The following is a 12,746-nucleotide window of genomic DNA, read 5'->3' as shown; positions in this document are numbered from 1 at the left end:
ACACGCCCGCATCCCCGGATCTCCGGGCATGTGCCGCCGCTGTACCAACTGAACCGCTGAGGAGAGCTTGAGATGCCACTGCTGGAACCGAAGCCGGAAGCACTCCGCCCTGACACGGTGCGCACTGCATCCCTGGACCGGGTTCCCGATCGGCAAGCCAACGGAACGCCCGAACCGCTGCGCAGCGAGCTGATCGAGCTGCTCGGGCCGGACAAGGTGCTGTGGAAGGTCTCCGACCTGGTCAAGTACGCCTCCGACGCCAGTCCCTACCGATTCGTCCCCCAGGTCGTCGTGGTGCCCAAGGACATCGACGACATATCGGCGATCATGTCCTACGCGCACGCCAAAGGCCGTGAGGTCGTCTTCCGGGCCGCAGGCACCAGCCTGAACGGCCAGGCCCAGGGCGAGGACATCCTCGTCGACGTGCGCCACCACTGGGCGGGCATCGAGGTCCTGGGCAACGGCGAGCAGGCCCGCATCCGGCCCGGCACGACGATCCTGCGGGCGAACGCCACCCTCGCCCGGCACGGCCGCCTGCTGGGCCCCGACCCGGCCAGCGCCATTGCCTGCACGGTCGGCGGAGTCGTCGCCAACAACGCCTCCGGGATGACCGCGGGAACGACCCGCAATTCCTACCGCACCGTTTCCTCCCTCACCTTCGTACTGCCGAGCGGCACGGTCGTCGACACGGCCGACCCGGCAGCGGACGAGGACCTGGCCCGCGCCGAACCGCAGCTGTGCGAGGGACTGCTGGCGCTGAAGGCGGAGATCGAGGCGGATGCCGAGCTCACGGCCCGGATCCGTGCCAAGTACGAGATCAAGAACACCAACGGCTACCGACTCGACGCCTTCCTGGACGGCTCGACGCCGGTACAGATCCTGCGTGGACTGATGGTCGGCTCGGAGGGGACCTTCGGCTTCATCTCCGAGGTCGTGTTCGACACGCTGCCGCTGGACCGGCGCGTCTCCACCGGCCTGCTGTTCTTCCCCTCGCTGACCGCGGCCGCCGCCGCCGTGCCCCGCTTCAACGACGCCGGAGCGATCGCCGTCGAAATGATGGACGGCAACACGCTGCGCGCGTCGGTGAGTGTCCAGGGCGTACCCCAGGACTGGGCCGAACTGCCCAAGGAGACCGCGGCCCTCCTGGTGGAATTCCGGGCTCCGGACGAGGCGGCCCAGGAAGCGTACGAGCGGGCGGCGGCAGCCGTCATCGAGAACCTCGACCTGGTCACACCGGTGGCCTCGGTGAGCAACGCGTTCACCCGCGACGCCAAGGTCATCTCGGGCTACTGGAAGGCCCGCAAGGCATTCGTCACCGCGGTCGGCGGCTCCCGTCCCTCCGGGACGACGCTGATCACGGAGGACTTCGCGGTACCCCCGTCCCAGCTGGCCGAAGCCTGCGCGGCCCTGCTCACGCTCCAGGCGGAGCACGGCTTCGACGCCGCCGTCGCCGGCCACGCGGCACACGGCAATCTGCACTTCCTGCTGGCCTTCGATGCCGCGAAGCCGTCCGACGTCGACCGCTATGCGGCGTTCATGGACGACTTCTGCCGTCTGACCGTGGAGCGTTTCGACGGCTCCCTGAAGGCGGAGCACGCCACCGGGCGCAACATCGCCCCCTTCCTGGAGCTGGAGTGGGGCCCGAAGGCGACCGAGTTGATGTGGCGCACGAAGCAGATCATCGACCCCGACGCGGTCCTCGCCCCCCGCATCGTCCTCGACCGCGACCCCAAGGCCCACCTGCGCGGGCTGAAGACCATTCCCGGGGTCGAGTCGATCGCCGACCCCTGTATCGAGTGCGGCTTCTGCGAACCCACCTGCCCCAGCCACGACCTGACCACCTCACCCCGCCAGCGCATCGTGCTGCGCCGGGAAATGATGCGGCAGCAGGGCGGGTCACCGGTGGAGGCGCAGCTGCTGGACGCGTACGGCTACGACGCCGTCGACACCTGCGCGGGCGACTCGACGTGCAAGCTGGCCTGCCCGGTCGGGATCGACACCGGCGCCCTGATGAAGGACTTCCGTCACCAGCGCCACTCCCCGCGCGAGGAGCGGATCGCGGCGCTCACCGCGAAGAACTTCAAGGCGGTGGAGGCGGCGGCACGGCTCGCAGTCGCCGCGGCCGGCCGGATCGGCGACCGACTCGGCGACGGACCGCTGGAGACCATCACCGGCCTCGCCCGCAAGGCCGTGCGTCCCGATCTGATGCCGGAGTGGCTGCCCGAGATTCCCGGCGCCGCCGCCCGGAAGCTGCCCCACACCACCCGCGCCGGGGCGAGCGCCGTCTACTACCCCGCCTGTGTGAACCGCATCTTCGGCGGCCCCGAGGGCCATCACGGCCCCTCGCTCCAGCAGGCCGTCGTCGCCGTCTCCGCCCGGGCCGGAAAGCCGGTGTGGATCCCGGACGACGTCGCGGGGACCTGCTGCGGGACGATCTGGCACTCCAAGGGGTACGAGGAGGGCAACACCGTGATGGCCAATCGCATCGTGGAGGCCGCCTGGGGCTGGACGGCGGGCGGGAAGCTGCCGCTGGTCGTCGACGCCTCGTCGTGCACGCTGGGCATCGCCGATGAAGTGGTGCCGTATCTCACCGACGAGAACCGGGAGTTGCACCGGGAGCTGACCATCGTCGACTCCCTGGTCTGGGCGGCCGACGAACTGCTCCCCGAGCTGACGGTGTTCCGCAAGATCGATTCCGCGGTCCTGCATCCGACGTGCTCCATGCAGCACCTGGACGACGTGGACCAGTTGCGCGCTGTCGCGGAGGCCTGCGCGGAGGAGGTCGTGATCCCCGACGACGCCGGATGCTGCGCCTTCGCGGGCGACCGCGGCATGCTCCACAAGGAACTGACCGCCTCCGCGACGGCGAAGGAGGCCGCCGAGGTGAACGCGCGGGAGTACGACGCATACCTCTCGGCCAACCGGATGTGCGAGATCGGTATGGACCGGGCCACGGGGCAGTCGTACTACTCGGTGCTCCTGGAGCTGGAGCGGGCCACGCGGCCGGGCGCAGACGTGAGCTGATCACCTCGGCGCTCCGGTGCCAGGACTTCGCGGGGTCCGCCGACGTTCCCGCCGATGTCCTCACAAGCCGGGTGGGCTCGGTCATGACCGAGCCCACCCGGCTTTGCTGTGCAGGATCGTCCTCCCCGCGCATCGCGACCATGGCGCGATACGGGCCTTTCCTTCAGAAAACCGATTGCTCCGCCGGGCGTCCCGGGCGAACCTTGGACGGTTTGAGTCAGTCACCCGACAAACCGAACCACCGAACCATGGGACGTCATGCAGATTCGCGATCTCCCCTACTCGGATCCCGGCGATCCCGATGTCCGGTCAGGCCCACGCTTCCTCTTCTGGCTCGGCCGCAACCAGATCCGCGGCCAGCTCAAGTCCCTCTCCTGGGGTCTGCTGCACCAGTGTTCCCTGGCCGGACTGCCCTTTGCCGTCGGGCTGGCGGTGCAGGCGGTCGTCGACCGCTCCGGCAGCCGGCTCGCCTGGGCAGGCGGCCTGATCGCCGCCCTGGGGGTCCTGATGGCGCTGGGCGACACCATGCTCCACCGGACCGCCGTCACCAACTGGATCACTGCCGCCGCGCGGGTCCAGCAGCTCCTGGCCCGCAAGACCGCCGAGCTCGGCGCCGCGCTGACCCGCCGGGTGGCCGCGGGCGAGGTGGTCGCGGTGTCCACCGGCGACGTCGAGAAGATCGGCTGGTTCGTCGAGGCGCTCTCCCGCTTCGCCGCCGCCGCTGCCGCCCTGGTACTGATCTGTGCGGGGCTGATCGTCTATCAGCCGTCGCTCGGCATCCTGGTGACGCTCTTCATGCCGCTGCTGGCGCTGGCTGTGCTGCCGCTCCTCCCCCGGGCGACCCGACGCGCCGATCTCCAGCGCGAAAAGGCGGGCAAGGCCACCGAGCTGGCCTCGGACACCGTGGCCGGGCTCCGGGTGCTGCGCGGGATCGGCGGCGAGGAGCTGTTCCTCGACCGCTACCGCCGCGCCTCGCAGGAGGTCCGCGGGGCCGCCGTGCACAGCGCCCGGATGTGGTCGCTGATCTCCGCGATCCAGGTGCTGCTGCCGGGCGTTCTGCTCATCGCGTTGGTCGTGTACGGAGCGATGCTGGCCCGTGACGGACGGATCGAGGTCGGCCGGCTGGTGACGGTGTACAGCGCGGTGTCGCTGATGCTCTACCCGCTGCGCAGCGTGGAGGAGATCGCGATGGCGTACTCCTTCTCGCGGCCCTCCGCCAAACGCGCGGTCCGGGTGCTGTCGCTGCACCGGGCGGCTCAGCCGTCGACCGTCGACGCCGCCGCGTCGGGCGACCTGTACGACCCGGCCACCGGGCTGATGGCCCCGGCCAGTCTGTTCACCGCGGTGGTCTGCGGCGATCCGGACGCAGCGGGCAGGCTCGCCGAGCGGCTCGGCGGACACGCCCAGCCGGACGTGGACGGGCAGAGCGAAGCGGACGGGGCACAGTCCGCGCAGGCGACCGGCCCGGACGCTTCCGCGCCCGGCACCACGGCGTCACGAACGATGCCGTCCGTCCTGCTCGGCGGCGTGCCGCTGGACGAACTCCCGCTGGAGTCGGCGCGGACCGCCGTACTGGTCCAGGACAAGGACCCGGTGCTGCTCTCCGGAACGCTGCGCGAGCTGCTCGGTGTTCCGTCGTCCGGCCGTGTCTCCGCCGAGGACGCACTGTCCGCCGCGCACTGCGACGACGTGCTGGAGTCGCTGGCGCAGGCGTCCGTCGCCACGGACGGCGACCCGATGGCCACCCGCATCACCGAACGGGGCCGGTCGCTCTCGGGCGGTCAGCGTCAGCGGCTCGCGCTGGCCCGCTCGTTGGTGACCGACCCGGAGGTGCTGGTTCTCGACGAGCCGACCTCCGCCGTCGACTCGCACACGGAGTCCCGGGTCGCCGCCGGGATCAGGGCACTGCGCCAGGGACGCACGACCGTGGTGTTCGCCTCCTCGCCCCTGCTGCTCGACCTCGCGGACCGGGTGGCGCTGGTGCACCGCGGGACCGTCGTGGCGGTCGGTGCACACCGGGAACTCCTGCACACGAATCCCCGCTACCGGGCGGTCGTGACCCGGGAGACGGAGGACGGGATCGCGGTCGCGGCCTCTCAGGACACGACCGACAGGGCCGGAACGGCCGAGGGAATCGAGGAACAGGCATGATCGGCGTCGCAGAACCGGTGTATGACCCGGCCGCACCGCAGTCGGTCACGACCCTGCCGGTCGGCAGCCCCGGCACCGTACGGCGCTACGTACGGACACTGTTGCGGCGCCACCGCAGGCCGTTCGCCGCCCTGATCGCGTTCAACGCCGTCGCGGTGATCGCCTCGATCGCCGGGCCGTACCTGCTGGGCGGTCTGGTCCAGGACCTTTCCGAGGGCGTCGCAGATCTGCATCTGGGGCGCACCGCCGCAGTGTTCGCGCTCGCGCTGGTCGTACAGACCGTCTTCACCCGGATGATGCGTCTGCGCAGTGCGATGCTCGGCGAGGAGATGCTGGCCGATCTGCGCGAGGACTTTCTCGTGCGGTCGGTCGGGCTGCCGCCGGGTGTGCTGGAACGGGCCGGGACGGGCGATCTGCTCTCCAGGATCACAACCGACATCGACCGCCTGGCCAATGCGATGCGCGAGGCGGTGCCGCAGCTCGCGATCGGCGTGGTGTGGGCAGGACTGCTCCTGACCGCCCTCACGGTGACGGCTCCGCCGCTGGCGCTCTCGGTCCTGATCGCCCTGCCCGTGCTCGTCCTCGGCTGCCGCTGGTACTTCAGGCGGGCGCCGTCCGCGTACCGTTCGGAGGCCGCCGGATACGCGGCGGTAGCCGCGGTGCTCGCGGAGACCGTGGACGCCGGACGGACCGTGGAGGCGCACCGGCTCGGTGCACGCCGGGTGGCGCTGTCGGACCGGCGGATCCGGGAGTGGACTGCGTGGGAACGCTACACACTCTTCCTGCGTTCCGTGCTGTTCCCCGTCATCAATGTCACCTACGTGACGGTCCTCGGTGCGGTGCTGATGCTCGGCGGCTGGTTCGTCATCGAAGGCTGGCTGACCGTCGGGCAGTTGACGACGGGGGCACTGCTGGCGCAGATGATCGTCGATCCGATCGGGCTGATCCTGCGCTGGTACGACGAGTTGCAGGTGGCGCAGGTGTCGCTGGCCCGGCTGGTCGGTGTGCGCGACATCGAGCCGGACGCGGGCGACGCGGAGGTCGTCCCGGACGGCCGTGACGTCCGGGCGGACGAGGTGCGCTTCGGCTACCGGGCCGGGCTCGACGTCCTGCACCGGGTGTCGTTGGACGTCGCACCGGGTACCCGCCTCGCGCTGGTCGGCCCGTCCGGGGCCGGCAAGTCCACGCTGGGCCGCCTGCTGGCCGGGATCCATGCCCCGCGCACGGGTGAAGTCACCCTCGGCGGAGCGGAGTTGTCGCGGATGAAGGCGGAGGATGTACGTACGCATGTGGCGCTGGTCAATCAGGAGCACCATGTGTTCGTCGGCTCGCTGCGGGACAACCTGCTGCTGGCCCGCGCCGGGGCCGGGGACGACGAGCTGTGGGCGTCGCTCGCTGCTGTCGACGCGGAGGGCTGGGCGAGGGCGCTGGACAACGGACTGGACTGCGAGGTCGGCTCCGGTGGTCTGGCCCTGACTCCGGCCCAGGCGCAGCAGATCGCCCTGGCCCGGCTGGTCCTGGCCGATCCGCACACCTTGGTGCTGGACGAGGCGACGTCCTTGCTGGACCCACGGGCCGCCCGGCATCTGGAGCGTTCGCTGGCCCGGGTCCTGGACGGCCGTACGGTCGTGGCGATCGCCCACCGGCTGCACACCGCGCACGACGCGGATGTGATTGCGGTGGTGGAGAACGGCCGGATCAGTGAACTGGGCAGCCATGACGACCTGGTGGCGGCGGACGGCGCCTATGCGGCGCTGTGGCGGTCCTGGCACGGCTGAGCAGGCAGGCATTCCTCCTGTGCGGGTTCCATGCCTCGACGGACCCCCGGCTCGATCGACCGGCCCGAGGTCACCGGGACCACCGTCTCCGGGCTTCGCGGCGCGGCCCTCCTGATCGTGTGAGGGGTCCGGTGCCGGCCGGTCCCCATGATCCGGCCGCCGGGCCACAGCGGCCCGCGACCGGATCCGGAACGGGGTCGGCGGCAGGTGGTCAGATGACGTTCAGCGCGGCGGCCCCGCCCACTCCCCCGAGCACCATGAAGGCCGGCATCAGCACCTTCAGCTCGACCCAGCTCCCGGCCCTGAAGCGCATGCCCTTCGGCGGACCGATCGGGTACCAGCGCTTGCGTCCCACCGGGATGGGCCACAGGATCGGGCAACCGGAGACGGTCAGCGCGTCGCCGATGTCGTGGACGAGGGCGCCGAGGACGATCGGCAACCCCAGCCACAGGTACTCCTGACCGGGCGCGGTGAACAGCCAGTCCGAGCCGTTCCCCGGCTTGTCCAGAACACCGGCCAGTATCCAGGCACTGGTCGCGCCGAGCAGCCACACCAGGACGTCGCTGGACATCCGGGCGGCGCGCCACAGCAGCCCTTCCACGGCGAGCACCAGATGGACGAAGAGAATCGCCAGGACGCCCCACCGGCCGCCGACGAGCGCGGTGGCGGAGGCCCCGGCACCGACCAGGACCGCCCACAGCCAGGTGTGCGTCAGGGTGCGGTGACCACCGTTGCGGCGCGGGTCGCGGGAGCCCCGGGTCGCCTTGTAGACGCTGTGCGAGAGCTTGTCGACGATCTCGCAGAGTCCCCGGGAGACCGGTCCGAAGGCACGCGAGATGGTCGCGGACTTGTGGTCGAGATCAGGGGCGAGCGCGGCGCCGGCGGTGATCAGCGCACCGACGACGAGGACGGGCCACGGCATCGCGTGGCCGGCGGCGGCCGTCGCCGCCCCCACCCCCAGCCAGGCCGCCGCCCCGGACAGAGAGTGTGCCGGTCCCATCATGGTTCTTTCCGCCCCCAAATTTGTCCTGCTGCCATTGCCGGTGCGGCACGGCCGAGTTGAGAGGGCAGCGTATCGTCCGTGATCTTCATGCGGCCGTCCGGTTCCCGCATACGGGTGGAGGACAGGCAAGATGGGGGGCGTGACCCTTATCGATCAGCTGCCCCCGACCGACGACCCCGACGCCCTTTTCGAGGCTTTCTCGTCCTGGACCGAGACGCGGGGCATCACCCTCTACCCGGCTCAGGAGGAGGCGCTGATCGAGGTGGTCTCCGGCGCGAACGTGATCCTTTCCACACCGACCGGTTCCGGAAAGAGTCTGGTCGCGGCAGGTGCGCACTTCACCGCCCTGGCACAGGACAAGGTCACCTTCTACACCGCGCCGATCAAGGCGCTGGTCTCGGAGAAGTTCTTCGACCTGTGCAAGCTGTTCGGTACGGAGAACGTCGGCATGCTCACCGGCGACGCCTCCGTCAATGCCGACGCCCCGGTGATCTGCTGCACCGCCGAGGTGCTGGCCTCCATCGCGCTGCGTGACGGGAAGTACGCCGACATCGGCCAGGTCGTGATGGACGAGTTCCATTTCTATGCCGAGCCGGATCGCGGCTGGGCCTGGCAGATCCCGCTGCTGGAGCTCCCGCAGGCCCAGTTCGTCCTGATGTCGGCCACGCTCGGTGACGTCAGGATGTTCGAGGAGGACCTGACCCGCCGCACCGGCCGGCCCACGTCCGTGATCCGCTCCGCGACCCGGCCGGTGCCGCTCAGCTACGAGTACCGGCTGACCCCGATCACCGAGACGCTGACCGAGCTGCTGGACACCAGGCAGTCGCCGGTCTACATCGTGCACTTCACCCAGGCCGCGGCCGTCGAGCGGGCGCAGTCGCTGATGAGCATCAACATGTGCACCAAGGAGGAGAAGGAGAAGATCGCCGACCTGATCGGCAACTTCCGCTTCACCACCAAGTTCGGCCAGAACCTCTCCCGTTATGTGCGGCACGGCATCGGGGTGCACCACGCGGGCATGCTGCCGAAGTACCGACGCCTGGTGGAGAAGCTCGCCCAGGCCGGTCTGCTGAAGGTGATCTGCGGCACGGACACCCTCGGTGTCGGCGTCAACGTGCCTATTCGCACCGTGCTGTTCACCGCGCTCACCAAGTACGACGGGACCCGCGTCCGCACGCTGCGCGCCCGTGAGTTCCACCAGATCGCCGGCCGCGCGGGCCGGGCCGGTTTCGACACGGCGGGCTTCGTCGTGGCGCAGGCGCCCGAGCACGTCATCGAGAACGAGAAGGCCGTCAAGAAGGCGGGCGACGACCCGAAGAAGAAGCGCAAGGTGGTCCGCAAGAAGGCCCCCGAGGGCTTTGTCGCCTGGTCGGAGACCACCTTCGACAAGCTGATCCAGTCCGATCCGGAGCCGCTGACCTCGCGCTTCCGGGTCACGCACACCATGCTGCTCTCGGTGATCGCACGGCCCGGCAATGCCTTCGAGGCGATGCGGCAGCTGCTGGAGGACAACCACGAACCGCGCAGGGCGCAGCTTCGCCACATCCGCCGCGCCATCGCGATCTACCGCTCGCTGCTGGACGGCGGTGTCGTGGAACAGCTCGACGAGCCGGACGCGGAAGGCCGTATCGTCCGGCTCACCGTCGATCTCCAGCAGGACTTCGCCCTCAATCAGCCGCTGTCCACCTTCGCGCTGGCCGCGTTCGACCTGCTGGACCCCGAATCGCCCTCGTACGCGCTCGACATGGTCTCCGTCGTCGAGTCGACGCTGGACGATCCTCGGCAGATCCTCGCCGCCCAGCAGAACAAGGCGCGCGGGGAAGCGGTCGGGCAGATGAAGGCGGACGGCGTCGAGTACGAGGAGCGGATGGAGCTGCTCCAGGACGTCACGTATCCCAAGCCGCTGAGCGAACTGCTGTGGCACGCCTATGACGTCTATCGCAGGAGCCACCCGTGGGTGGGCGACCACCCGGTGTCGCCGAAGTCCGTGATCCGTGACATGTACGAACGCGCCATGACGTTCACGGAGTTCACCTCCACCTACGAGCTGGCCCGTACCGAGGGGATCGTGCTGCGCTATCTCGCGAGCGCGTACAAGGCCCTTGAACACACGATCCCGGACGACCTCAAGTCCGAGGACCTCCAGGATCTGATCGCCTGGCTCGGCGAGATGGTCCGGCAGGTGGACTCCAGCCTCCTCGACGAGTGGGAGCAGCTCGCCAACCCGGAGGTGGAGACCGCCGAGGAGGCACAGGAGCGGGCCGACGAGGTGAAGCCGGTCACGGCCAACGCCCGCGCCTTCCGGGTGCTGGTGCGCAACGCGATGTTCCGCCGGGTCGAGCTGGCCGCGCTGGACAAGGTCCGCGAGCTCGGCGACCTGGACGGCGACGCGGGCTGGGACGAGGACGCGTGGGGCGACGCGATGGACGCCTACTGGGACGAGTACGACGACCTGGGGACCGGTCCGGACGCCCGCGGGCCGAAGCTGCTGAAGATCGACGAGGACGCCGCCCACGGCCTGTGGCGGGTCCGGCAGACCTTCGCCGACCCGAACGGCGATCACGACTGGGGCATCAGCGCCGAGGTCGATCTGGCCGCCTCCGACGAGGAGGGCCGGGCTGTCGTCCGCGTCGTCTCCGTCGGTCAGCTGTAAGAAAGCAACCGTGGTGGCGGCGGCGCCATTGCGAGAGTGGAGACGAACCGTATGACGAATCCCGCCGAGCGCCTGGTCGACCTGCTCGACCTGGAGCGGATCGAGGTCAACATCTTCCGTGGGCGCAGCCCCCACGAGTCCCTTCAGCGGGTCTTCGGCGGGCAGGTCGCCGGGCAGGCCCTCGTGGCTGCCGGCCGCACCACCGACGGGGAACGGCCGGTCCATTCGCTGCACGCCTACTTCCTGCGTCCGGGGCGCCCGGGTGTGCCGATCGTCTACGACGTCGAGCGCATCCGCGACGGCCGGTCGTTCACCACCCGGAGGGTCACGGCCGTCCAGCAGGGCCGGACCATCTTCAGTCTGACGGCGTCCTTCCACCGGCCGGAGGAGGCGGGCTTCGAGCACCAGCTGCCGCCGGCCCGTGAGGTTCCCGACCCCGAGGAGCTGCCGACCGTCGCCGACGAGGTGCGCGAGCACCTCGGGGTGCTCCCGGAGGCGCTGGAGCGCATGGCCCGTCGCCAGCCCTTCGACATCCGGTACGTGGACCGGCTGCGCTGGACGCAGGAGGAGGCCAAGGGCGCGGAGCCGCGCAGCGCGGTCTGGATGCGGGCGGTCGGCCCGCTGGGCGACGACCCGCTGGTGCACACGTGCGCCCTGACGTACGCCAGTGACATGACGCTGCTCGACGCGGTCCGCATCCCGGTGGAACCGCTGTGGGGTCCGCGCGGATTCGACATGGCGTCGCTGGACCACGCGATGTGGTTCCACCGGCCGTTCCGGGCGGACGAGTGGTTCCTCTACGACCAGGAGTCGCCGATCGCGACGGGCGGACGGGGACTGGCGCGCGGCCGGATCTACGACCGCGCGGGGAATCTGCTGGTGTCCGTGGTCCAGGAGGGGCTGTTCCGCCGCCTGGGTCAGTAGCCGTGTCCCGGCTCAGATGCCGGGGAGGGGGTCCTGCTCGACCTCGTGGCGGCGGGTGCGGATGTCCGGCGGCGCCGGGTGCAGTTTGGCGTCGCAGGCGGGGCCGAGGCCGGTGCGGCGGGACTCCGTACCGGTGAGCGGGCGGCCGCACAGGCGGCAGCGCACCAGTCGTCGGCGGGCGGTGCGTCCGGCCGGGCCGTCCTCGGGCAGGAGCGCGTTGCCGGGGCCGGGGTTGGGTTCGGTTGAGTCCACGGACCCGATCCTCTCAAGCCGCCCGTCCGCTCCGCATCCCACGGCCGGACGCGGGGCCGGCGGCACGTGCGCGCCTCCCGGTTCAGGGGGCGAGGATCCTGGCCTTCTGCGCCGCGAACTCGCTGTCGCTGAGCAGCCCTTGGCTCCTGAGGTCACCGAGCTCCTTCAACTGGGCGATCTTCTGGCTCATCTCGTCCTCCTGGGTGAGTCGGAGCGGCTCGGGGGTGGTCCGGGCCTGGGCCGTCGCCCGCGGTTGCTGCGACTGCGACTGCACGGCGTCCTGCCGCGCCCAGCGGCCCGCCTGCCGCCGGGAGACCCGGTTGGAGACCGAGGTGGCGGTTCCGGCGATCACCGCTGTACGGGCGACGCCGCGAAGAAGGCCTGGCATGGTGCATCTCCTTTGACTGGCTCTGCGGGACAGCCGGCCCGGGCGAGGCTCCGCGGGGCCGCCCGGCCCGAGGGGTCGAGGACGGCTCAGACCCTGGAGTCGGCCGCGTCGAGCCTGGCCAGAACCTCCTGGATCGGGATACGCCCGTTGGCGACGAGCCGGCCCCCGGAGCGGCGCAGCGCCGCCGCGAACGGTCCCGCCCACACGTTCTCGTAGAGGAGGATTCCGGCGGCGCTGCCGGGTTCGAGGACCGCGCCGGCCTCGTCGACGTCCTCCTGGCCGAACAGACCCGAGGATGCCCCTTCGAACACGGTCAGGGTCTCTGCGCCGTCCTCGACGAGCTCGGAGAGTTCCACCCCCTGGACCGTGCCGTCCTGGTTCTTCCTGATGAACATCAGGTCCAGGATCCGGATGATGCCCCGGTCGACCAGGTCGACCAGCAGCGGCAGTCCCTCTCCCGTCATCCGGCTTCCCGCCGGGAATTCGACCACCAGGTAGTCGATCGGTCCCATCTCGTCCTTCTCGCCGCTCACGTCAGCTCCTCAGCATCTCGACCGCCCCGGTTCCGCCGGA

The 12,746-nt window shown here is 70.4% G+C and carries 9 protein-coding genes; 5 read left to right on the top strand and 4 right to left on the bottom strand.

Going from position 1 to position 12,746, the window contains the following annotated elements; translation table 11 throughout:
• Positions 1 to 72 precede the first annotated feature (72 nt).
• The 3 genes from AB0L71_RS22280 to AB0L71_RS22270 all read left to right on the top strand — a co-directional run bounded on the left by AB0L71_RS22280 (position 73) and on the right by AB0L71_RS22270 (position 6,953).
• Positions 73 to 3,024 carry an FAD-binding and (Fe-S)-binding domain-containing protein gene (locus AB0L71_RS22280; RefSeq protein ID WP_365245622.1) on the top strand — a complete coding sequence of 984 codons (2,952 nt, stop codon included), beginning with the start codon at positions 73 to 75 and terminating at the stop codon, positions 3,022 to 3,024.
• 258 nt (positions 3,025 to 3,282) lie between these two features.
• Positions 3,283 to 5,175 carry an ABC transporter ATP-binding protein gene (locus tag AB0L71_RS22275; protein WP_365245619.1) on the top strand — a complete coding sequence of 631 codons (1,893 nt, stop codon included), beginning with the start codon at positions 3,283 to 3,285 and terminating at the stop codon, positions 5,173 to 5,175.
• The gene (locus AB0L71_RS22270) at positions 5,172 to 6,953 is read left to right on the top strand and encodes an ABC transporter ATP-binding protein (RefSeq protein ID WP_365245616.1); all 1,782 of its coding nucleotides are present in this window, start codon (positions 5,172 to 5,174) and stop codon (positions 6,951 to 6,953) included. The genes AB0L71_RS22275 and AB0L71_RS22270 overlap by 4 nt, the downstream gene beginning before the upstream one ends.
• Positions 6,954 to 7,164: 211 nt before the next feature.
• On the opposite strand, the gene AB0L71_RS22265 is transcribed toward AB0L71_RS22270, so the two are convergent.
• On the bottom strand, positions 7,165 to 7,956 hold the full coding sequence (locus AB0L71_RS22265; RefSeq protein WP_365245614.1) for a metal-dependent hydrolase: 792 nt from the start codon (positions 7,954 to 7,956) through the stop codon (positions 7,165 to 7,167).
• A gap of 139 nt (positions 7,957 to 8,095) precedes the next feature.
• Between AB0L71_RS22265 and AB0L71_RS22260 the strand changes: the two genes are divergently transcribed.
• Both AB0L71_RS22260 and AB0L71_RS22255 read left to right on the top strand, forming a co-directional pair.
• On the top strand, positions 8,096 to 10,609 hold the full coding sequence (locus AB0L71_RS22260; RefSeq protein WP_365245611.1) for a DUF3516 domain-containing protein: 2,514 nt from the start codon (positions 8,096 to 8,098) through the stop codon (positions 10,607 to 10,609).
• Between the two features lie 51 nt (positions 10,610 to 10,660).
• Entirely contained in the window at positions 10,661 to 11,533 is an 873-nt protein-coding gene (locus AB0L71_RS22255) for an acyl-CoA thioesterase II (RefSeq protein ID WP_365245608.1), read from the top strand.
• A gap of 12 nt (positions 11,534 to 11,545) precedes the next feature.
• Here AB0L71_RS22255 and AB0L71_RS22250 read toward each other — a convergent pair whose 3' ends face one another.
• The 3 genes from AB0L71_RS22250 to AB0L71_RS22240 all read right to left on the bottom strand — a co-directional run bounded on the left by AB0L71_RS22250 (position 11,546) and on the right by AB0L71_RS22240 (position 12,706).
• Positions 11,546 to 11,743, bottom strand: coding sequence for a DUF6011 domain-containing protein (locus AB0L71_RS22250; RefSeq protein WP_365245739.1), 198 nt, complete (start codon positions 11,741 to 11,743; stop codon positions 11,546 to 11,548).
• 124 nt (positions 11,744 to 11,867) lie between these two features.
• Positions 11,868 to 12,173 carry an SHOCT domain-containing protein gene (locus AB0L71_RS22245; RefSeq protein WP_365245606.1) on the bottom strand — a complete coding sequence of 102 codons (306 nt, stop codon included), beginning with the start codon at positions 12,171 to 12,173 and terminating at the stop codon, positions 11,868 to 11,870.
• An 86-nt stretch (positions 12,174 to 12,259) separates the two neighbouring features.
• Positions 12,260 to 12,706 (bottom strand): DUF6325 family protein, encoded by a 447-nt coding sequence (locus AB0L71_RS22240; protein WP_365245603.1) that lies wholly within the window; start codon positions 12,704 to 12,706, stop codon positions 12,260 to 12,262.
• Between the last annotated feature and the right edge of the window lie 40 nt (positions 12,707 to 12,746).

This window comes from Streptomyces sp. NPDC052052 (assembly GCF_040680455.1).
GTDB lineage: Bacteria > Actinomycetota > Actinomycetes > Streptomycetales > Streptomycetaceae > Streptomyces.
The sequence above is the reverse complement of the archived record's forward strand: the minus strand, read 5'-3'. Positions and strand labels throughout refer to the sequence as shown.